Here is a 22,978-nt window from a genome sequence, read left to right as displayed (position 1 = left end):
TATGTAGTTTTTAGTTGCTTGCATTTGTAAGTTTTAAAATCCATCATTGTTTTTTTAAGTATGCAATACACAGATTTATTTTTACTGTTCGGATTCTGTAGTAGTATTTTCGGGTTTTTGTTTAGGAGTAGATTTGAAATTTACACCTAATGTAAATCGGAATGTATCAGCTAAGGGATGTCCTCTTCCGCCTTGTGGGATGAGATATGCTACGTCTAATTCTAAAACATTGTATTTGAGTCCTATTCCGAGAGTAAAGTATTTTCTATCTCCTTTATTTATGTTTTCGAAGTGATGACCAAATCTTACTGCAAAAAAATCTCTATACCAATATTCTATACCGCTGCTAAAAGATACTTCTTCAAATTCTTCTGCGGTTCCCCTTGGAGCATCATTAAAAGATCTGAATAATCCTGAAAGGACGGGTACCCCTCTATTTTCTGTTCCTGATATGATGGAGTCGTAATTAGTAGAACTTCTTATAGGTGGAGTTGGCACCATAAGTTTATTTGTTTCTAAAATAACAGTAAGTGAATTATAAGGGTCTAATTCGTAGAGGTAACTCATTCCTATTCTCATATTCATTGGGAGAAAATCTGCTTGTTCGGGAGTGCTGTATGTAATTTTTGTTCCTATATTACTGAAATGGATACCTGCGGATAGGATAGAATTATTATTTCCTACTTGTATTTTTGTAGTATAGTAGCTTCCTAAATCAAATGCTATACCTTGTCCAGGAACTCCCGTATTCCCTGCAAATCCTGAAATAAGATTTGAATATATATATCGTATAGTAACTCCTATTCCAAAGTTATTACCTAATTTCCGAGAATAGGTTCCGTCTATTGCAAAGTCACGTGGATTAGAAATTCCGTTAGATTCACCTGTTTCATTTGTAAGGTTAATAGTTCCCAGGTCGAAGTATTTCATAGTAATAGCGGCTGCTTGATTACTTCCAATTTTATAATATCCCGAAAGATATCCTATATACATATCATTTATCAGTTTTCTGAGCCATGGGGTTACGGAAAAGGAAACTCCAAATTTTTTATCTATAAAAGCAAGTTTTGCGTTGTTCCAATGGACAGAATTAAAGTCTGCGGAAGTAGATACTCCCACATCCCCTAGTGAGGCACTTCGTGCATCGGGTGCAAATCCTAAAAATGGAACTGCGGTTGATATTACATTTTTATATGAATCGCTACCCGAAATTTGACTTACGTTTATTTGCTGTTGCCCATAAGATTGTATAGGTATTAATGTTCCGAGCAAAAATATATACAATACGATATTATTATTGATTTGCATGTTATTATTCATGTGATTTGAGTGTATGATGAAATTATTTTAGTGAAAGATTTATTATATATAACGTAAAAAAAAATATTTTTATTGTGAAGAAGGAATAGTATTTATTTTTTTTGTATTGCTATGAGTTCTGATTTTATGGTTACTTCTACTTCTTCTGCTATTTTTTTGAAGAGGAGTTGTGGAATATCTATAGTATGGTCTTTTAGTTTTATTGTGAATGTGGTTATAAATTCTTTTTTTTGTGATTTCCATGAAAGTTTTACAGGGATTTCTCTTTTTATTCCTACTCCGTGTATTGTGAGGGTTCCTGTTGCAAGTAAGGTATATTCTTTTTCTTCATTTAATGTTATCTTTTCAGAAAAAGATCCTTTAAAAGTGCTGTGTGGATATTTTTCGGATTCCATGTAGTTTTCATTAAAATGTTCTTCCATGAGATCACTTTCAAATATAAATTTATTAACAGGTATTTTCATAAGAAAAGTTCCTTTTTCTATGTCGATTACGCCGTTGAGTGATTTGTTAAGTGCGCTTATATTTTCTAATGGTGCTTCAGAAAAAAAAGTTACTTCGGCATCTTTTGTTATAAATTGAAATTGCGAGAAGCAGGTATTCGCTATGCAAAAGGATAGTATTATTAAGAATTGTGTTTTCATTTTTTTTTAGTATGTAAATAGAATTATTGTATATTAGATTTTATTACCTCTTAAAAATTCTTGGATTTGCATTTTCTTTTTTCCTTCCATTTGAAGTTCTAAAATAGATATGTATCCATCTTGAGTTGCTATTTTAAGGTATGTTTTATTGTCTGTTATTATACTGCCTGGTACATTTTTCATTTCATTATTATATGAATGCGATGTTTGGAATATTTTTATTGTTTTTTGGTTTATTTTTGTCCAAGCGGCAGGGGTAGGGGAGAGACCCCGTATAAGATTAACAATGCTTTCTGTTGGTTGAGAAAAGTTTATTTCGCATGTTTCTGTAAATATTTTAGGAGCATGTGTTGGTTCTATATTTTTGAAAGAGGTTTGGGATATTTTTTGATAGGTGTTGTTTTGAATGGATTCCAATGTTTTTAATACTAATGCTGCTCCTTTTTTCATCAATTTGTGTGTGAGAGTTCCTGCATTGTCATCGGAGCTTATGGTTTCTTTTTCTTGGAAGATAATATCACCTGTGTCTATTTGGTGTTTGAGAAAAAAAGTAGTGACCCCTGTTTCTGTTTCTCCGTTTATAAGAGCCCAGTTTATGGGTGCTGCTCCCCTGTATTTAGGAAGAAGAGAAGCATGCAGGTTGAATGTTCCTAAGGGTGGCATATTCCATACTACTTCCGGGAGCATTCTAAAGGCGACTACAATTTGTATATCGGCTGCAAGTAATTGAAGTTGCTGTATGAAGTCATCAGATTTTAAACTATGCGGTTGCATAAGATTGATATTGTGTTCTTTACAAAAAGATTTTATAGGGGATTCCTGCACAATGTTTCCACGTCCTTGTGGTTTGTCTTCGACGGTTATTACTCCTACTATGTTTTTTTTATTTTCTACTAATATCTTTAGGCTTTCTACTGCAAAAGTATTAGTTCCAAAAAATACTATACGTAAACTCTCTTTTTTAGAATATGGTATCACAAACGAAGGTTCTATTTTTACTATATGAAACAGGTATTGGGTATATGGTTCTCAAGTTATTGTGTTTATATACTTGAGATTTTGTAAATTATTATTATTATTTGATTTATAAACATTTGCTCACTTTTATAGAAATAAAGAAAGGTAAAAATCTGTTTTTTACTCTGTTTTTTCTTTTTTCCCTATTTTTTGGAGAGCAGAATAGATCCTTGCTCCTGCTTTTGGTACTCCTATAATGGATAATATATTCATAAGGTCTGGTCCTTCCCCGCTACCTGTAATCGCTACTCTTAACATCTGCATATATTTTCCCATTTTGATTTGTTTATCTGCAAAGTAGTTTTCTAAGAGAGAATGAATCTGCTCGGGAGAGTATTCAATAGAATTGTTTTGCTCAAAGAGAAGAGCTATTCCTTGTAATACTTTTTCTGTTTCGGGGTTCCATTTTTTTTGAATAAGAGCATTATCATATTGTTCAGGGGGATAGAAAAAAAACATTCCATGGGTAATAATTTCGGGTATAAAAGTGATTCTTTCTATCATGGATTCTACTATGAGAGGGATTTTTTCTTCTGAAAAAGGTATATTTTGAGAAAGTAAAATTTGTGTTATTTCATAGTAAATTTCATTTTTATTTTTTTGTTTTATATAATGTTTATTAAACCATTGGGCTTTTTTTATATCAAACCTTGCTCCTGATTTATGAACTTTTTCTAGAGAAAATTCTGTAATGAGTTTTTGGAGAGTAAAGAATTCTTCTTCTGTTCCATTGCTCCAACCGAGAAGGGCTAAAAAATTAATCATTGTTTCTTTCAAGTATCCACTTTCTCGGAATCCTATGGAAGTATTGTGAGAGAGGGGGTCTATCCAATTCAAAGGAAATATAGAAAATCCATGATTCTCTGCATCTCTTTTGCTGAGTTTTCCTGCACCTTCGGGCTTGAGTATCAAAGGCAGATGCACAAAAACAGGCATATTTTTTCTCCATCCAAAAAAATCGTATAGAAGTACATGAATAGGAGTAGAAGAGAGCCATTCTTCACCTCTAATCACATGGGTTATTTCCATTAAATGGTCATCTACCACGTTAGCAAAATGATAAGTGGGCATCCCGTCAGACTTTATAAGCACTTTATCATCTAAAACAGAAGAGTGGTAGATTACCTTTTCTCGCACCACATCATAAAATATAATATCTTCGTTTTCGGGAACTTGTAAGCGGATTACATGTCTTTCTCCATTTCGTATCCGTTTTTCTACTTCTTGATGCGAAAGCGTGAGAGAATTTTTCATCGTTTTTCTTGTATCAGCGTTGTATTGACGAGTGGTAGAATGGGATTCTTGCAGATCTTCTCTCATTTTTTGGAGTTCTTCTTCGGTATCAAAAGCGATATATGCTTTTTTTTCCTCTAATAAACGCTGTGCATATTGCTTATATATTCCTAATCTATGCCTGTCCGATTGCCTGTAAGGACCTAATTTTCCTCCTATTCCATCACCTTCGTCTACTTGAATGCCAATCCATTGGAGTGATTCTTTAATATATTCCTCAGCACCAGGCACAAATCTTGATTGATCAGTATCCTCAATTCTCAAAATCATAGTTCCTTTGTTTTGCTTCGCAAACAAAAAATTATATAATGCCGTTCTCACTCCTCCTATATGAAGCCCCCCCGTCGGACTGGGAGCAAATCTTACTCTGACCATTTTGTATGTTAATAAATAATTATATTAATTTTGTATTTTGAAATAATTGCAATAATACAGTATTTTTTTAAATGTATTGGAATTACAACATTTATTCATACAATAGGTTGCAAAAAAGAAAAGAAAACTATATGAAAAACAAAACATGAATGTGTTAGAACTTTTAGAATAGATTACAATTATAATTATATCCAAAAAAATGTAATAGCTTCAATACATCATTGTCCTATTTTTAGAACCTATTTTAAGAGTAAACTTTTATTAATCAAGATCAGGGAGCAATAAAGTAAGATCAGGCAACGATCCGTTGAACACAGACAATCCTGCGTTCAACGGATCGCTTCCTGTGTAGAAATCATTATAACATTGTCCCAACTCCCCTCCTTTTAAGGAGGGGTCAGGGGGGGTTAAAAAAGGATTCTACTTACCATTTTTGCAGTATTCCGCTTCGTTAAGAGGTATCCTCGTTTCTCGCTGCATTCTGCAAAAATGAACGCTCACAAGAAGGCACAAATGACCACCTATAAACTATAGGTAAGTCGAAATCCAATATTGAAGTTCCTGAAGGAAGGACTGATGAAGTAGCGAACAGAAACGGCGCAGTTACTGGCGTCGCGATTCCAACTCCCACCGCGCATCACCCGGCTCGAACTCGAACTAGGACCAGTAGGATCACTCACTGCACTACCGCTATAATCTCCATACCAATCGCTGCACCATTCCCATACATTCCCGGTCATATCGTAGAGTCCGTAGCCATTAGGAACTTTTTGAGCTACAGGGTGAGTTGTATTACTACTATTTACTCCATACCAGCTAACATCGGTTATATTATCCGAACCTGCATATTGAAAGTTTTGTCCTCCTCGAGCGGCATATTCCCATTCTGCTTCCGTAGGGAGACGAAAGGTCATTCCCGTAGCAGTATTTAAGGCAGCTATAAAGGTATGGACATCAGTCCATGATACAGTCTCTACGGGGCAAGTACCGCAGTTAGGAAAAGAACTCGGGTTTGTATTGTTCATCACTGCCTTCCAGAGTGTTTGAGTCACCTCTGTAGTCATCATATAAAAATCCCGAGTGAGCGTCACATTCGTTGTAGGAAGTTGATCACTCGGGCATGAAGTGTTTGCTTTTCCCGTGCCTGCATCTCTTCCTTCTACACATCCCATGGTAAAGGTTCCAGCGGGTATGAGGTTCACAGTAAAAGAAACTCCACCTGCAGTAATTGTTTTGGTAGAAGGATTATTTCCCGATGATACTGATTGTGTAATGGTAAAAGTTTGTCCTGCTACATTAATAGTTCCTGTTCTTGCACTGGAGGAAGTATTGGCAGAGAGTGAAAAATTCACCGTTGTCGATCCAGTTCCCAAAGTAGCAGAAGTAATAGTTATCCAACTTGGAGAAGCTGAAGCAGTCCAAGGAGTGCATCCTGAATTTGCTGATGCAGTAAGATTAAAAGTTCCTGTAGTAGCAATCGCACTATACGAATTACTCGAAGGGGAGAGAGAATAACTACAAACAACTTCTCCTGCCTGTGTAATGGTAAAAGTTTGTCCTGCTACATTAATAGTTCCTGTTCTTGCACTGGAGGAAGTATTGGCAGAGAGTGAAAAATTCACCGTTGTCGATCCAGTTCCCAAAGTAGCAGAAGTAATAGTTATCCAACTTGGAGAAGCTGAAGCAGTCCAAGGAGTGCATCCTGAATTTGCTGATGCAGTAAGATTAAAAGTTCCTGTAGTAGCAATCGCACTATACGAATTACTCGAAGGGGAGAGAGAATATGTGCAGTTGAGAAATTCTGCTTGAGTAATGGTAACATTTTTATTTTGAACACCTGTTGTAGATACAGTAATGGTAGCGGTTCGAGATACAGAAGCGGTATTGATGGATAATGCTACTATAAGAGTTCCATTTCCATTGGATGTGTTTTGAGGAATGGTAGCCCAGGTCTGATTACTCATAGCTAACCATGCGGTGTTTGAAGTGACAGAAAAAGAAGTAGTAGTGGCAGTATGAGGTACATTTTGTGTAGATGGGGATACAGCAAGGGTAGGGAGAAGTGTAGTTTGGGTAATGTTCACTATTTTATTTGTTACCCCTGTTCCTGAGAATGTTATTGTTCCTGTTCTTGTACTTCCTGTGGTATTTTCTAATGTGGTAATGCTCATTTGTGTATTCCCCGTTCCTGTTTCGGGAGTTATAGTAGATATCCATTCTGCAGTTTTCATAGCAGTCCAGTTTATATTTGACATTATGGATAAAGAAGTTTGCCCTGCGGAGCTAGGCACTTGTATATTTGGGTTATTGATTGTCAAAAAAGGAGCAATTCCTTCTTGCCTCAGAGTAAATATTTGGGATACAGCATCTGCTGCCTGCACGGTAATAATTCCTGTACGAGTATTCGTAATGGCATTTGCCGTATAAGTCACTTCAAGTGTTCCATTTCCTGTTCCTGTTTTAGTAGTAGTAAGCCATGAAGGTTCACTCGAAACAGTATTCCATGCAGTGTTAGATGTAATTGCTATATTGGTTGCCCCTTGTGTAGAGGGAGCATTATAGGTAGTAGGACTAAGAGATATAAAAGGAACTTCTAATTGAATATCTCTTTTTATAGTTTGTCCATTTATTTCTATAGGTCTTGGGGTTCTATAATTGAGATATCCCGCTTTGATAGTAGAGATTTCATAATTACCCGTTGGCAATTCTCCAAAACTATAAGAGCCATCAGAATCTGAAGTAGTGTTTCGGCTTCCATTACTTGATATATTTATAATAACTCCGGGGACGGGATCATTTGTTTTCGTATCTGTTACCCTTCCGCTCAGTGAACCAAAAGTTTCCTTTGGTTCGCATGCATTCAGTATTATCATTCCTCCTATGATTACTATCCTTGCAAAAACTTTTCTATAATGTATTTTCATTGTTGATGTATGTTTAATAATTACATTGTGTTTTAAAAAAAGACAATATACAGAGGGGTTCTAAAAATTCAAATCCTAAAAACTGTAGCCCTTAAAAATCAATAGTTACCAACACTTTTCTTTTGAAGAAATCAATTTTTAGAACACACCTTAATTTTTATATCTATTTTGTTTTTTTATTTTCTGTTTTTGAATAGATACATTACTTTAACGTAAGTCATTTTCTTTATTTTTTCCTGTTATAGTTTTATAGAAACGCATCATTATTTGAAGGTTTTCTTCCAAATCTGTTGGCATAATAGGGGAGTGGATGAGAATTGTTTTTGTTTTATAATCAAACCCCACAGCAATAATAGGGATATTTGCTTTTTTAGCAATATACCAAAACCCTGTTTTAAGGGAGGTTACTTTTTTTCTGGTGCCTTCGGGAGAAAGTGCAATAGCAAATTCTTCTTTTTCTAAAAAAATATTGGATATTGTTTCTACTAAATTATTATCTTTTTTCCTGTCTACGGGATATCCTCCCATCCAGCGCATAAGTATTCCTAAGGGGAAGGTAAAAAGTTCTTTCTTCCCAATAAATCGTATGTCTAATTGTAAAATAGAGCGGACTAATACCCCTACAATAAAATCCCAACTACTGGTGTGAGGGGCTACTACTGCTATATATTTCTTTTCCGCTTTCATAGTAGCCACATCACCCTCTATTTTCCATCCCCACGCACTAAAAATAAACTGATAAATAGTTCTTTTCATTTGTATTTATTATATATTAAAGAGGAATAATTTTTAGGGATTTCATAAAATTCTATCGGTAAACCATCAGTATCGGAATAAAAGTAAAACGTTTATTCGTTATGGTATCCATACGAATTGATTATGTTTCTATATTATATTTTGAGAGGTACTGTATAATAATTTCTAAATTTTCTACTTCAAAAGATCAATGTATCAAACCATTCGCTTCTGGTTGAAATATTCTCTTGGGAGGGTTTGGAAAAGAAAATAGTTCTATCTATATATCTCATTCAATGCCAAATCTAATTTATAATATTTTCTTTCTTCTCGGTATGTTTTTTTTATTATTTTCCATTCTAAAATATCCATATAAAAATGTTTAAACACCTCGTAATCAAAGCAATAATAGCGATACGATAGATTTTTTTGAGCATATTGTTCTTTTGTTATTTTTTTTCTAGTAAATATTCTAATTCAATACTATTTTCATTGAGAGATTTTATGATATCTATGTAAGATATTTTTATAGATGCTACTTGATTAATATGGTTAAACCATTCCAAATACTCGCCGACAGAAAACTTTTTCTCTGCAATGGATTCTATAATTATGATATTAGGAAGAGTTATTTTCTCAAAATATTCCAAGAGTTCTTTATTCTTTTTATACTGCTCATAAGTATATGTCCATTGGGTTTTGAGTATTTGTTTTTGCAATAAATAATTATTTTGAGATATTTTTTGATGAAGGTAAGACACTTCTATATTTTTTTTATTCGTTATAAAAAAAAGAGGAAAATCTATTCCAATCTGCACAGATTGAAATCTATCTTGTAAAGTATATTCTTTATTATCAGCTGCAAACCCTTGAAAGGTGCCATTAAAATAAGCCAAACTAAATTCCGGAAATAATTTTATTTTTTCTAAACTACTATTCATAGAAGCTATTTTTTTTTCTTCTTCTTTTACTTGAAGAGATATATGATTTTCAATAGTGGGATCATCCTTGCTAAAAGAGGTTTCTATTTTCAAATTATCCACTATAGGTTCTAATTCCGATTCTGTATAGAGCAGGGTTTTGAATATTTTTTTGGCTATACTTGTTTCTTGTTCGAGGTTATTGAGCTTTATGAGCAGAGTGGTTCTTTCATTTTCGGAGTAGAGTTTTGCTAATATGTCTGTTTCCCCTTCGGCAGAAAGCAGGTTTATTTTGGAAATAAATTTTTTGTGAATGCTATCCAATAGAGTAAGTATCTTTCTTTTTTCTTCCAAACAAACAAGAGTATAAAATATTTGAGTTACATTTTTTTTAATCTCTAATTCTTTGAGAGTTTTGTTAAAGGTAGCAATTTTCCAATTTTGTTTTAAGATTTTTTTTTGCTTTCCGTATAACAGCGGAGAGGAAAAAGATTGTTGAATACTCCATCTATTATCTAACAAAGCACCATTTACATTTCCTATATCTAAACTTATATGGGTAGAAGGTATGTTAAAAGCCGTAGAAATTAATTTTTTACTCTTATCTATATATAATTGTTCGTTTTTTATTTCTAAATTATTCTGCATCGCAACATGAATTGCTTCAGCAAGAGTTATTTTTTGTGCTTTTACAAAAAAGGAATGTATAAAAAAAAACAAACTGACTGTCTGTACTAACAATAATTTATTCATGTTCTCGTATTTGTAGTTGATTTTTATTTTTTGTGGTATCTGTTACTTCTAATATATTGTTTTCCTTTTGGATTATAAAATTATCTAAAGTTGGCTGGCCTGCATCAATCCAAGCAGTATACCAAATATTACTTACCATCTGAATAGACCTTCGTAGTTGTCTTTCTATTTGCCCATTCAAAACATTTTGATATTTTTTGGAATAGTCGTAAGAATAGGTTTGTACCATAGTATTCCCTCTTGCTACTATTTCCATTTTTTCATCGGGCGGAAATTGTTGAGAAAGTATTTTTTCAAAAGACAAAACAGAATCCACCATAGAATGGGTTTGAAATATACACTTCCAAACTTCTGTTTCTACATTTGGTATATAAACTGCTTTTCCTACAAAAAAATCATAATCCTCTAAAAATAACTCTGGTATTCGAGATTCCCAAAAACCATGTATTCCCAATTGACCTGTCAACTGTCCATTATAATTTGATGTGGTGTGGAGCGGAACATTTGCATCAGCTATGTAATGTCCTATATCAGCAGATATTCTTAGAATTCTTTTCATATCTTTTTTTTGAAAGGCATTGGTAAGCTGGTATTTCATAAAAATAATATGCCAAGGCACAATACCATGTTTTTTTAATGCTTCTTCGGTGTATTTTTCCACTGCTCTATTCCAGTTTTTGGGGAGTATAACAGAAGCACTATCTCCATATTCATTGAGATCTATATAGTGTCGAGGAGCTTCTTCTTCATCTAAATGTCTTCTTTTATCAGGAGCAACAGCATTATCTGTAATGTAGTCAATATGTTTTTTAAAGAAAATACTCATTTCGGGAGGGAGACAAAAAACGGCTATACGATTTATAGTCCTGTGCCCCAGAAACCCCCAGGAATGTATGCTAAAAGGATATATAAATGTAAAAATAAGAAAAAATAATAAAACTCTTTGGAAAACAAACATTTATAAAATATATTACATAATTATAAGAGCCCTAATATTTTTTTATTTGTTTCTGTATTTGCTCCACTACTTGCAAAGTCGTCAAATGCTTTTTCTGTAACAGATATAATGTGCTTTTGAATGAATGGTGCTCCTTCTTTTGCGCCTTGCTCCGAACTTTTTATGCAGCATTCCCACTCCATAACAGCCCATCCATCGTAACCATACTGAGACAATTTACTAAATACAGCAGGAAAATTTACTTGACCATCTCCCAAGGATCTAAATCTTCCCGCTCTTTTTATCCATGGCTGATACCCACCATAAACCCCTTGTTTTCCCGTAGAATTAAATTCTGCATCTTTCACATGAAACATTTTAATATACGGATAATAAAAATCAATATACTGAAGATAATCCAATTGCTGTAAAACAAAATGACTCGGATCAAATAAGATATGAACACGTGGATGATTTTTAGTAGCTTCTAAGAACATTTCAAAAGTAATCCCATCGTGAATATCTTCCCCAGGGTGGACTTCATAACAAACATCTACACCATTTTTGTCAAACTCATTCAGTATAGGTATCCATCTATATGCTAACTCTTGAAACCCTTCTTCTACCAACCCTTTTGGACGCTGAGGCCATGGATAGATATATGACCAAAGCAAAGAACCTGAGAAAGTTGCATGCACGGAAATCCCTAAATTTTTACTAGCTCTTGCCGCAAAACAGAGTTGTTCGGTAGCCCACTGTGTTCTTTCGGATGGATTATTTCTATACATTTCAGGAGCAAACCCAGCAAACATTTCATTATACGCAGGATGAACGCCTATAAGCTGTCCCTGAAGATGTGTAGATAACTCTGTTATTTGCATCCCAAAACTACTTACAAGCCCTTGTAATTCATCGGCATATACTTTACTTTCCGCACATTTTTTGAGATCTATACATCTCTTATCCCACGTAGGAATCTGTATTCCTTTATACCCCAAAGCAGATGCCCATTTGCAAATACTACTTAAGTTATTAAATGGAGGATTATCTCCCATAAACTGGGCTAAAAAAATGCCCGGACCTTTGATTGTTTTCATATAATAGATTCATTAATGTAAAATAATTTCATAATAATAATAAATAATAAGTAAAATTACTTTTTTTCTAAATAAAATTAAGTATTGTTAATCAGCATTTATAGAAAATTCTTAAATATTTGTTGAGAGTCTCCCAAACCTCACTTTTAATCCATTTATAATTTTGTAATTATTTAATTATCAATAGGTTTAAAATTAAATATTTTTGTAAAAAATGACTTTGGAGAGTGGACTCAAAGTTAAGGGCTTTCTTGCAACACTAAATATTTTTTACAAAAACTTATAATATTAATTTCTAAACATATCCATTAACAATTATCATTATAAACCATAACTCTTTGATAATTTGTTTTTATAATATATTTATTTATAAAATACATTTATTTTTTTTACAAAAAATTGTTAATCAATACTATATATTACAATATTATAAATATTTTTATTATAAAAATATCTTATATATTTATTTATCAAATAGTTATAATACTTTCAATAAATAACATAGTTACTTATTATATTAACTTTTTAAAAAACAAAAGGTTATAAAATTTTAAATAGTACAAAAAAAACATTTAGATAAAACTAAATATACTAATTGATATTTAGACAAACCTAAATACAAAAACGATAAATTTTAGACAAATCTAAACGTGTTTTTAGAGTATTCTAAAATAACTTTTAGACAAACCTAAACGTGTTTTTAGGGTATTCTAAAATATGTTTTCTGTTTTTACTATCGTTTATTTGTAACTATTATTTATCTAAAAAGAGTTATTTTTTAGTTTTTCTAATTCACTTTACGAAAAAATTATATTCAAAAAATTTATTTTATACTCATTCCATTAAAAATTGAGAGAGTATTTTGAAAAATAATAAGAATTGCAATAAAATAGTATTTTTATTGAAAAATTAAAACGTTGAGGAATTTGGATATTTGATTAATATCGTGGTTACGGGTTCGTAGAGATGAGCTGGCAGAGAGGTCATTTTATGTAAGTTTTTTGAGGGGTATACAAGAAAGGGAAGCAGAGAAGCTTTATAAAAAACTATTTGGCTTCTTTTCAAACGTATGAACAATGCATATCTCCATTTTAAATGCTATTAAGAACATAATAATTTATAAAACCTATGGAATAAAAACAATAAAACACTATGGAAAAAATAATAATCTACATTTCCCTTTTCTTTTTCATAGAAAGAAATCTTTTCGCACAAATAATGTATGCCCCAGCTTTTCCGGATACTATCAGAGAAACACTTCTCGATGGTTCTAATATGAAACTATTTATAAAAGGTGATGAATCTGACTCTCATTTAGAAACAGAAGATGGGTATACTATTCGAAAAAATAGGATTGGATATTATGAGTATGTTATTATGGACCGACAAAATAAACTTATATTATCAGGTATAAGAGCTAAAAATGTAAAAAAAAGAACTTCTAAAGAGAAAAATTTTTTAAAAACTATTCCTAAAAAAATACGAGATAAAAATACTTCTCGCTCTTCTTCAAATATATATAATAATGCATATAATGATACTACTTCTGCAATTCAATACTCTGCTTCAGGGACGATCAATAATAGATTCCCGACTACTGGTAATAGAAAAATTCTTGCTTTGCTAATACGGTTTAAAGATTTAGATAGTGTTTATTCTCGAAATTCCTTTGACAGTTTATTTAATACTCCTTCATACAGAAATACAGGTAGCTTCAAAGATTTTTTTTTGCAAAATTCTTTTCAAAAACTGAATGTTACCACTGATGTATATGGTTGGTATACTGCAGACAGCTCTTATAGATACTATTCTACAAGAGAATATCAGTTAGTAGTAGAAGCAATATACTCAGCAGAAAGAGCAGGGGTAGATTTTTCTCAATACGATAATGATAACGATGGATATGTAGAGAGTGTTATGGTAGTCCATTCGGGTCCAGGGAGAGAAGCGACGGGTAATTCCAATCATATATGGTCACATTTTTCGTCCGGATCGCTTTCCTCTTCTTATGATGGAGTTACTATAAGCAATTATGCCATTCAACCCGAAATATTACTTTCTCAAAAAACATCTATTGGGGTTTTTTGTCATGAATTTGGACATATGTTAGGACTACCCGACCTCTATGATACAGATGGAAGCTCTCAAGGTTTGGGTGCTTGGTGTGTTATGGGAAACGGAAATTGGCTCAATACGGGACAGACTCCTTCTTCTTTTTCTGCTTACTGTAAAGAAAAATTAGGTTGGGTAAACCCTACTCTTCTTAGTAAACAATATTCTTGTACTTTAAAACCATCTACTGATACGAATGTTGTGATAAGAATCAATACTCCTTATAAAAATGAATATTTTTTAATGGAGAATAGGCAAAGGAGGGGCTTTGATTCCCATTTACCTGGTTCGGGATTAGCCATTTATCATATTAATACAGATAAAACCAATAATAGAGATGATTCTAATAGACTGGTAGATTTAGAAGAAGCAGACGCTCTCAATGATTTGGATTATCTATCAAGGAATATTCTTGGTATTGTTATTGAAAACAAAGGTGATGCGGGAGATCTCTTTCCAGGAATCTATAGTCGGAGATATTTTAATGATAACACAAACCCAAGCTCTCGAACCTATAATAATAAAAATACTGGTATCAGTATTTCACAGATAACTGTATCTACTCCTAATATTCTATTTAATTACGTTGTTCCTGACACTACAAAACCAAATATCACTTCTATTGTCCCCACAGGATGGCCTTCTTCTATTATTGTTTCTAAAAGAAAAGGTTATAATACTGAAGAGACAAATTTTTCATCGGATGACTCTCTCTATGTTGATATAAATTTTATAAATAATGCTTCTACAGCAAGCTCAAAAACCTTCATAAATAGTCTTTCCATAAACAATCAATTACTTAGAAGAGACACTATCAAATATTCCATTTCACCCAATCAAATCATACAATATGCAGATGTCTCAATAGGAAAATATAATCCCGGCACATATTCCTTACAATTCTCCTTAGATGTATTAGATTCTCTTTCTGAAAAGTATGAAAATGATAACGTCTTTATAAAAGAAATAATAATAAATCCATCTCATGATGAACCTTGTAATGCCAAAGAACTCTCAATACAAAAAACATATAATCCTATTCTTAGCTCTAATGTAAATGCCACTGCTTCTATGCATATTTCAAATATATTTTCTCCGGGTTGTTTACAAACTTCATACAATGGAGGTGATGTATGGTTTCGTTTTGTAATTCCTGCCTCCGGAACAATAGACATTATAACACAAGAAATACAATACATGGACGGACTTATGGCTCTCTATTCCGGAACTTGCTCCAACCTCTCTTTTATAGAATGCTTTGATGATTATGACATCGGTTCTGTTTATAATATAATGCCAAGAATATATCTCAGCAATCAAACTCCAGGAGATATCTTTTATATAAGATTTTTTTCCTACCATAATAATATATCAGCACCTTTTTATATTTTTGCTATCAATAAAAAAAGCACAGTAACCATTCGTACGACTCCTGAATACGTTGGACAAATAAGAGGAGGTGGCACTTATAACGATGGTGATACTGTCATTTTATCTGCTTCTGCTTCCGAAGGATATACTTTTAGCAGATGGACAGAAAATGACTCTACACTTTCTTCTGATAGCATTTTTTCTTTTCCCATACAAAAAGATAGAAATATTACCGCACAATTTACCCTTAAAAAATATCTCATAAGTATCAATACAAATATTCCAAATCCAGGACAAATAAGAGGAAATGGAACATATAACTATAATGATACCATAACTTTACGAGCATCGTCTTATCATGGATATACATTTGAAAGATGGACAGAAAATGATTCCCTCCTTTCCTACGATACCATTTTTTCTTTTCTCATACAAAAAAATAGAAATATTACCGCAGCATTTATTCTAAAACAATACATAATCACTACATCTCTCAATATTGCAACCGCCGGAAAAATAACGGGAAGTGGAATATATAATTATAATCAAACCGTAACACTCAAAGCAAAACCTTACCTCGGATATACTTTTGAGAGATGGACAGAAAATGATTCTACCCTTTCTTACGATACTCTCTTTTCTTTTCCCATCCAAAAACATAGAAATATCAGAGCTGTATTTACACCTAAATTCTTTACCGTTTTTATGATAGCAAATGATAAAAATGCAGGAACTATTTCAGGAGCAGGAACATACTCGTATAATCAACAAGTTACCATAAAAGCAACTCCCAACGAAAACTATACATTCCTCAAATGGACAGAAAATGAACAAGATATCTCCACAAATCCACTACATCAATTTTCTATATTTCAAAATCGCACTTTCAAAGCATACTTTCAATCTATTATATCACATCCACTCACAAACGCCATTCAAAACGAAGGACTTACTCTCTTCCCAAATCCTACCAAAGAAATACTTACCATATCGATAGAAAATAATTACATTGAAGAAATAACCATCCATGTATATTCACTTACAGGGAACCTCCTCAAAACAGAATCATTTATGAAAAAAAAACAAAAAACAATACATACTATACCTATTCAGAATCTCCCAAAAGGAAAATACATAGTAAAAATTTATACAAACCATACAAATAGAACACAAGAATTTATAAAAAATTAAAAAAGAGTACTTTCAGAATCCAATTTTTAGAAACTATCTTTAGTTATTTTTGCCCCACTTTTACATACAAAAATTGTAATACGGTTTATTACATCAAATATTATGTCAAAAAATAATTTAAAAAACAGGGTTTCTTTACCACCCATTCAATACGATGAAACATGGAAACTCATTCTATCTCTTTGGACAAAACCTGCTATTGAATTCTTTTTACCAAATATTGCTCAACATATTAATTGGGATAAAAAATATAGATTTATCCAACAAGAATTCTCTAAGTTTAAGATGCAGGACTCTATCTCCCGAGTAGATACTTTATTAGAATTTGAATTACTCAGCGGGAAATCTTTTATCTTACTTCTTCATATAGAAATTCAATCTACTCAACCTGAAACTATTGCCAAAAGGATGCTCAATTACTTAATAAGAATCTATTCTGAACATCCTAACAAAGAAATACAAAGCTTTATACTTTATATAGGACAAGAAAACTACCCCAATATAAATATCTACCAACCTTTTCAGATGAATAATAACTTAAGATTTGAAGGAAGTTATTATATGTTAGCAGAACATTCAGAAGGAGAACTTATGTCTATAAAGTCCCCTATAGCATACTGCTTACTATTAAATAAGTGGATAAATACATCCAAAAAAACAGAGATAGAAAGATTGGAAACCCTTAGAAAATTTGTCCAACTTATAAAAGAAAATAATATCAATAGAGAAGAAATACACCATTTTCTAAAAATTGCAGATAATTTAGTAACTTTGCCAAAAGAATTAAAAGAAGAAAAAAACAAAATTATATATCAAAATTTACTTAATAATATGATAACTTTAAATTTAGATTCAGAACAATTAGAAGGGATAAAAAAAAGCATTAATATAATGTATGAGAAGGGAAAAACCGTAAAAGATTTTCTTCTAGAAGGAAAAATAGAAGGAGAACAAGTAGGAATTCAAAAAGGAAAGATGGAAGAGAGAATAGAAAGAATCACAACAGCTCTCAAAAGAGGAAAACTCACTCTTGTAGAAATAGCAGAGGATTTTGATGTCACCCTAGAGTTTGTAATGCAAATAAAAAAAGAAAAAAATCTCTAAAAGAATACAAACTACTTTTTAGAACTACTCTCTAAACTATAAAGCAAAGAAAAACAAATGAAACTAAAAGCAATTTTATCAGGTATAGAATACCAAATAACAGGAACCCAAGAGAGAGAAGAGGAAATAGAAATAGTATCTCTCTGTGATAATTCTAAAAATGTAACAACCGAAAGTTTGTTTGTCGCAGTAAAAGGACTCCAGGTAGACGGGCATCAATTCATAAATACAGCAATAGAAAAAGGAGCAAAAACAATTATGTGTGAACAACTCCCCGCTGAAATCAAGCCGAATATATGCTACATAAAAACACCCGATACTGCAAAAGCCCTCGGAAAAGCGGCATCCAATTTTTATCAAAACCCATCCCATCATCTAAAACTCATAGGAGTAACAGGAACGAATGGAAAAACCACCACAGTAACCCTTCTTTACCGCCTCTTTCAAAAACTAGGCCATAGGTCAGGACTGCTTTCCACAGTAGAGAACAGAATACAAGATGAAATACTCCCCAGCACTTACACAACTCCCGATGCAATTACTATTAACAAATTACTCAAGCAGATGGAAGAAAAAAATTGTGAATATGTGTTTATGGAAGTAAGTTCCCACGCCATAATCCAAAAAAGAACCGAAGGGCTACTCTTCTCAGGGGCTGTTTTTACGAATATCACCCACGACCATTTGGACTATCATAAAACATTTGAAGCATATATAAAAGCAAAAAAAATGCTCTTTGATTCTCTCCCGAAAACCGCCTTTGCTCTTGTGAATAGCGATGATAAAAATAGCAACATCATGCTACAAAACTGTAACGCAATTAAAAAATCTTTTTCAATGAAGAATAAAAGCGATTTCAAAGGTAAAATACTCCACAATACCATCAATGGATTAGAATTAGAAATAAATGGAAAAAACGCATGGTTTCAACTGATAGGAAGCTTTAACGCATATAATCTATTGGGAGTGTATGGAACTGCAATACTATTACAGCAAAATCCACACGAGGCATTACTGAACCTCACCTCACTCCAAGCACCAAAAGGAAGATACCAACAAATAACCTCAAGAACAGGAATACATATCATTATTGACTACGCACACACACCCGATGGCTTGGAAAAAATTCTCCAAACTATCCAAAAACTCCGCTCACATAATCAAAATATCATAACTATTACAGGATGCGGAGGAAATAGAGACGCAACCAAAAGACCCATAATGGCTTCTATCGCTTATAAATACAGCCACACTCTTATACTTACCTCTGATAATCCCCGATTTGAAAATCCAATGGACATCATAAACCAAATGCTCAAGGGAATCCACAAAAATACAAAACATAAAAAAGTTCTTGTTATACCCGAAAGAAAAGAAGCAATTGAAACTACTATAAACTCTGCCCAAAAGGGAGATATAATACTCCTCGCAGGAAAAGGACACGAGGAATATCAAGATATACAAGGAATAAAACACCCATTTAACGAATACGAAATAGTTAATAATATTCTTCGCAATAAGCAATAGCAGTATTTCAAACAAAAAATGAAACTTTGTATCATTTGTACCACCTGTTTACTCCTTTTTATAAATTCCCGTCCCTATTCCCAAAATATCTATAGCACAAGAGAAACAGAAACTTCCGAATATATCATTTCTCTTTTAGGAATAAAGGTAGGAGAAGCAACCCTCAAAAAAACATCAGAAATAAAAAACTCTCAAAGGTATTACCACTTGAAAATATCAGGAAAAACCACCGGAATCGCACATCTTTTCTATAATGTGAGCGATGAATGGGCTACTCATATAGACCCACAATCTTATTTTCCAATACTTTTTTATAGAAATATACAAGAAAATAAATACAGAAAGCACGAAATAGTATTGTTTCACCGGCAACAAAATATAATAGAAGTGAAAAATATAGACCCTACCACAAAACAAGTCCAATCCATCAAAAAATATACCGTAAAAGAACCACTCCACGACATTTTAAGCGGTATACATATCCTCAAATATAAACATTATGACTCGCTCTCAAACGGCAGTACCATTACTATGAAAGGTTTTTGGGAAGATACCACCTATACCCTGCAAATAAGATTTATAGGAAAAGAATATATAAAAACAGAACAAGGAAAAATACACTCCATAACTATTGCAATCTTCCCTCCTGCAAATACTATCTTTGAAAAGAACAATCCAATACAAATATGGTTCTCAAATGACCTAAAAAGAACTCTTCTCAAGATAAAAACCAAGATGACCATTGGCTCTTTAGATGTCAATATAAAAAAATAAGATATTTAAACTCCAGATGTATTCTAGAGATTTTTTATGTATTATATTTTACAATATGTTTTTATATAGAGAGTGAATTTTTATTTCTGAACTACTCTAATGATTTTTTGAGTTGGAGAAGCGATTTTATATTCTTTTCTGTTTTTATATTTTGAATAATTCCTTTTTTTTCTTTTTCTGTTAAACGCCAGCTGAGAGGAGCATACTTGTCTTTTTCATGTTTTGCTTCCCCGATTCTGTTTTCATGAGGGTTATATTCAAATGAGATTTGCTCTACTGAGTCAGGAAACCACGATTGAATCATAGCAAATTGACTATCGTTATTAATATCTTGAATATTTTCTAAATTATTATAAACCCCACTAATCGGCGATGAAAAGTAAGAAAGTAAAGAATTTGATTCTCGGATCACGTTATTTTCTATTTTTTGATAATCTCGTACAATAACAAAGACAACTCCATTCGTATTATCAGCTATCCATTGTCTAAAAACATACATATATTGAATAGCGTCGGATACTCCAAAATTGTCAAATACACCTGCGTCCATTAATTCTATAGAAGGGCTGGTAGGGAGTTGAATTTTAGGACTTATATAGGGAAAAGTAGCATTCATGCGTAGAGCCGTTAAATATCTGAGATTACCTGCATTTTGTTGTTCAAAAAAACGTAAAAAATCTACTCCTTTTATCTTGATAATAATATCATTATGATTCCTAATATTATTCATAAAGCTTACATCTTGGCTGGAAATAAACATTTTTTTTCCATCGTTTATAATAATAGGAGCTAATATCAAGACAGGTATGAGAGATTGTTGTTCGGGAAGAGCGTAGTCCTGTAAACTTTTATCTAATACTTTATCTGTATTGTTGTTCAGCGTATTTTCAAAAGCAATTCCTCTATCTTTGAGATATGATTCTCCTTTGTAATCCATATATTGGAACCGAATAAGCATATCATTCACCAAAAGATGAAAAATAATAGAGTTCAGAATATCTTTAGAGATATTGGTAAGATGAGTTGGGTCGTTTAAATGGATATTTTCTCCCATTTTTTTTCTTAAAGAAAGCTCTCTAAAATATGCTGCACCTATTGAACCACCCGAAGCACCCGTAATAAGCATTGTTTTCTCCATAAACTTCCCATCTGTTATACTATCCATTGCCTGTAATACCTTAAAAGTCCAAAGAGCAGCCCTTTGACCACCTCCACTCACGCAAAGGAACACCATCTTGGGCTTCAAAGTATCCGACTGCTTCTTTTTCCAGTTTTTTAATATAGAAATCATACTCTCTTTATCTTGCAAATAAGTAGTTGGAGAAGTTTGTTGTTCTATTGATGCTTGGGAATACTCAGGTAAACTATTATTATAATCTAATCCCAAGGCATAATTATCGCTTTTTAATATCTCTGTTTCTAACAAAAGATTTACCAAAAAGAGAAGCAAAATACCTGCTGTGAAAGACCATCCTCTAAACCAATAGGAGATAGCTGCTATTATTTTTATACAGAAAGTAAGAATAAAAATACCACTTGCTGCAGCAGGTATCTGAAACAGAGGATAATCCATAAAAAAACTCATAAAAACTATGAGTAAAAAAGTAACAAACTCCGTTATTATGAGGTTAAAATGATTCTCATCAAATACTTTCAGCAGATATCTTCTATCTATTCCATAAGTAAGATTTGCAGTTCTTTGTAATGTAAAAAAACTATCAAAAAAATAATGTATAGCATGCTTCTCTGACTTTGTTTCCTTCAGGTGATCTAAGACGACCCTTCTATTAATAGTAATATGTTTTAACTGCTTGTCTATTTTATCCGAAAAGGACACAAAAGTACTTTTATGTGTATAGCTAAAAAACATATATAACAGCACAAGCATTATGCAAAAACCTAATAAGAAACCTATGACATCTATAAAAAGAACGCTCAAGTCCTTAAACTGATTCTCTAATTGGTAATGAGACACGCAGAGAATATAAGTTATGAGAAATACGAGAGGAAAGACACTGTTATTGATAGAGAACTTAAAAAAAGAATGCTTGACAGCCCCCAAAAAAGGATAATTTCCGCTGAAAAGAACATAACATATAGTATGATATGTGATAGTAAATTGAGAAAATGCTACACCTACTATAAAAAAACTCCAAAAATTGGTCTTATTTAAATACTCAGGGTTCAAAAACAAAGAAGGAACCCCAAAATCATTCCCAAAGTTTCCTAAAATTATATTAAAAAGTATAAACCAGGGAAGTAATAAAGCAATATTTTTTCTTAATGTAGAAATGAGAAGATCAAAAGCAAGAGTTCCATTGATTTTTTGTAGTAAGTGACCTCTAAAAATGGAGTTTTTTAACTCCTTTCCTTTCTTTATAAGTATATTCATTTTGTTTTTGTATAGAGAGAGTATGTATTATTGAAAATGTATATTATTTATTCTTTTCATATATTAAGTATAAGAAAATATAGTTTTTCTTTGTTTCTATTGGATTATATAATAAAAATAGAATCCTTATTTATGGAATATTTTTATTTTCTGATAATATTATTTCTGTTTCGTCGCCGGCAATGTTTCGGACTTTCATTCGCAAAGGAGTTTTTTCGCTCGAGATTGTACCATCCCAAAATTCTTTTGTTTTCTGACCATTCTTTATTACATATCCGTTTTTATCCATTTTTATTTCGTAATCACTTGTCCATATACCTTCTTTATTTGAGCAATCAAGGGAAATCATTTCAATAAGTTCAAGTCCTGTTTCGCTTATTTCAATCGGAACAAATTTTTTCTTTTTAGTTTTTTCTTCGGTTTCTGTTTCTTCATCATTTCCATTGTCGTCAATGTTATCAATTTCATCATCACCATTTTCTTCAGTTCCAT

The 22,978-nt window shown here is 32.3% G+C and carries 15 protein-coding genes; 4 read left to right on the top strand and 11 right to left on the bottom strand.

The genetic code is table 11. The features are described from left to right. Positions 1–81 precede the first annotated feature (81 nt). The 9 genes from porV to QM536_04490 form a co-directional block, all read right to left on the bottom strand. Entirely contained in the window at positions 82–1,308 is a 1,227-nt protein-coding gene (porV, locus tag QM536_04530; protein ID MDI9356279.1) for a type IX secretion system outer membrane channel protein PorV, read from the bottom strand. 104 nt (positions 1,309–1,412) lie between these two features. After that, positions 1,413–1,964 (bottom strand): YceI family protein, encoded by a 552-nt coding sequence (locus QM536_04525; GenBank protein ID MDI9356278.1) that lies wholly within the window; start codon positions 1,962–1,964, stop codon positions 1,413–1,415. A gap of 33 nt (positions 1,965–1,997) precedes the next feature. Then, a complete protein-coding gene (fmt, locus tag QM536_04520) occupies positions 1,998–2,942 on the bottom strand; it encodes a methionyl-tRNA formyltransferase (protein ID MDI9356277.1) in 945 nt (314 codons plus the stop codon). A 159-nt stretch (positions 2,943–3,101) separates the two neighbouring features. Next, the gene (gltX, locus tag QM536_04515) at positions 3,102–4,649 is read right to left on the bottom strand and encodes a glutamate--tRNA ligase (GenBank protein MDI9356276.1); all 1,548 of its coding nucleotides are present in this window, start codon (positions 4,647–4,649) and stop codon (positions 3,102–3,104) included. Between the two features lie 521 nt (positions 4,650–5,170). Next, the gene (locus tag QM536_04510) at positions 5,171–7,573 is read right to left on the bottom strand and encodes an SUMF1/EgtB/PvdO family nonheme iron enzyme (GenBank protein MDI9356275.1); all 2,403 of its coding nucleotides are present in this window, start codon (positions 7,571–7,573) and stop codon (positions 5,171–5,173) included. 207 nt (positions 7,574–7,780) lie between these two features. Continuing rightward, positions 7,781–8,329 (bottom strand): 1-acyl-sn-glycerol-3-phosphate acyltransferase, encoded by a 549-nt coding sequence (locus QM536_04505; protein ID MDI9356274.1) that lies wholly within the window; start codon positions 8,327–8,329, stop codon positions 7,781–7,783. 428 nt (positions 8,330–8,757) lie between these two features. Further along, positions 8,758–9,981, bottom strand: coding sequence for a TolC family protein (locus QM536_04500; GenBank protein MDI9356273.1), 1,224 nt, complete (start codon positions 9,979–9,981; stop codon positions 8,758–8,760). Continuing rightward, positions 9,974–10,939 carry a zinc dependent phospholipase C family protein gene (locus tag QM536_04495; protein MDI9356272.1) on the bottom strand — a complete coding sequence of 322 codons (966 nt, stop codon included), beginning with the start codon at positions 10,937–10,939 and terminating at the stop codon, positions 9,974–9,976. The genes QM536_04500 and QM536_04495 overlap by 8 nt, the downstream gene beginning before the upstream one ends. Positions 10,940–10,959: 20 nt before the next feature. Next, positions 10,960–12,015 (bottom strand): sugar phosphate isomerase/epimerase, encoded by a 1,056-nt coding sequence (locus tag QM536_04490; protein ID MDI9356271.1) that lies wholly within the window; start codon positions 12,013–12,015, stop codon positions 10,960–10,962. Between the two features lie 1,152 nt (positions 12,016–13,167). Between QM536_04490 and QM536_04485 the strand changes: the two genes are divergently transcribed. The 4 genes from QM536_04485 (at position 13,168) to QM536_04470 (ending at position 20,094) form a co-directional block, all read left to right on the top strand. Further along, the gene (locus QM536_04485; GenBank protein ID MDI9356270.1) at positions 13,168–16,689 is read left to right on the top strand and encodes a M6 family metalloprotease domain-containing protein; all 3,522 of its coding nucleotides are present in this window, start codon (positions 13,168–13,170) and stop codon (positions 16,687–16,689) included. 102 nt (positions 16,690–16,791) lie between these two features. Then, positions 16,792–17,793 carry an Rpn family recombination-promoting nuclease/putative transposase gene (locus QM536_04480; GenBank protein ID MDI9356269.1) on the top strand — a complete coding sequence of 334 codons (1,002 nt, stop codon included), beginning with the start codon at positions 16,792–16,794 and terminating at the stop codon, positions 17,791–17,793. 57 nt (positions 17,794–17,850) lie between these two features. Then, positions 17,851–19,320 carry a UDP-N-acetylmuramoyl-L-alanyl-D-glutamate--2,6-diaminopimelate ligase gene (locus tag QM536_04475; GenBank protein MDI9356268.1) on the top strand — a complete coding sequence of 490 codons (1,470 nt, stop codon included), beginning with the start codon at positions 17,851–17,853 and terminating at the stop codon, positions 19,318–19,320. Between the two features lie 18 nt (positions 19,321–19,338). Continuing rightward, a complete protein-coding gene (locus QM536_04470; GenBank protein ID MDI9356267.1) occupies positions 19,339–20,094 on the top strand; it encodes a DUF3108 domain-containing protein in 756 nt (251 codons plus the stop codon). 91 nt (positions 20,095–20,185) lie between these two features. Here QM536_04470 and QM536_04465 read toward each other — a convergent pair whose 3' ends face one another. Beyond that, positions 20,186–22,486 (bottom strand): hypothetical protein, encoded by a 2,301-nt coding sequence (locus tag QM536_04465; GenBank protein MDI9356266.1) that lies wholly within the window; start codon positions 22,484–22,486, stop codon positions 20,186–20,188. A 130-nt stretch (positions 22,487–22,616) separates the two neighbouring features. Next, a partial coding sequence (locus QM536_04460; GenBank protein ID MDI9356265.1) for a hypothetical protein occupies positions 22,617–22,978 on the bottom strand: 362 nt, incomplete at its 5' end.

This window comes from Chitinophagaceae bacterium (assembly GCA_030053935.1).
GTDB lineage: Bacteria > Bacteroidota > Bacteroidia > Cytophagales > JASGCU01 > JASGCU01.
Note: the sequence above shows the minus strand (reverse complement) of the source record. Positions and strands in the feature narration are given on the sequence as shown.

Excerpts from the sequence above, each read along its gene's own strand:
- porV (MDI9356279.1), bottom strand. The coding sequence starts at position 1,308 with ATGCAAATCAATAATAATATCGTATTGTATATATTTTTGCTCGGAACA.
- QM536_04525 (MDI9356278.1), bottom strand. The coding sequence starts at position 1,964 with ATGAAAACACAATTCTTAATAATACTATCCTTTTGCATAGCGAATACC.
- gltX (MDI9356276.1), bottom strand. The coding sequence starts at position 4,649 with ATGGTCAGAGTAAGATTTGCTCCCAGTCCGACGGGGGGGCTTCATATA.
- QM536_04510 (MDI9356275.1), bottom strand. The coding sequence starts at position 7,573 with ATGAAAATACATTATAGAAAAGTTTTTGCAAGGATAGTAATCATAGGA.
- QM536_04505 (MDI9356274.1), bottom strand. The coding sequence starts at position 8,329 with ATGAAAAGAACTATTTATCAGTTTATTTTTAGTGCGTGGGGATGGAAA.
- QM536_04500 (MDI9356273.1), bottom strand. The coding sequence starts at position 9,981 with ATGAATAAATTATTGTTAGTACAGACAGTCAGTTTGTTTTTTTTTATA.
- QM536_04495 (MDI9356272.1), bottom strand. The coding sequence starts at position 10,939 with ATGTTTGTTTTCCAAAGAGTTTTATTATTTTTTCTTATTTTTACATTT.
- QM536_04490 (MDI9356271.1), bottom strand. The coding sequence starts at position 12,015 with ATGAAAACAATCAAAGGTCCGGGCATTTTTTTAGCCCAGTTTATGGGA.
- QM536_04485 (MDI9356270.1), top strand. The coding sequence starts at position 13,168 with ATGGAAAAAATAATAATCTACATTTCCCTTTTCTTTTTCATAGAAAGA.
- QM536_04480 (MDI9356269.1), top strand. The coding sequence starts at position 16,792 with ATGTCAAAAAATAATTTAAAAAACAGGGTTTCTTTACCACCCATTCAA.
- QM536_04475 (MDI9356268.1), top strand. The coding sequence starts at position 17,851 with ATGAAACTAAAAGCAATTTTATCAGGTATAGAATACCAAATAACAGGA.
- QM536_04470 (MDI9356267.1), top strand. The coding sequence starts at position 19,339 with ATGAAACTTTGTATCATTTGTACCACCTGTTTACTCCTTTTTATAAAT.
- QM536_04465 (MDI9356266.1), bottom strand. The coding sequence starts at position 22,486 with ATGAATATACTTATAAAGAAAGGAAAGGAGTTAAAAAACTCCATTTTT.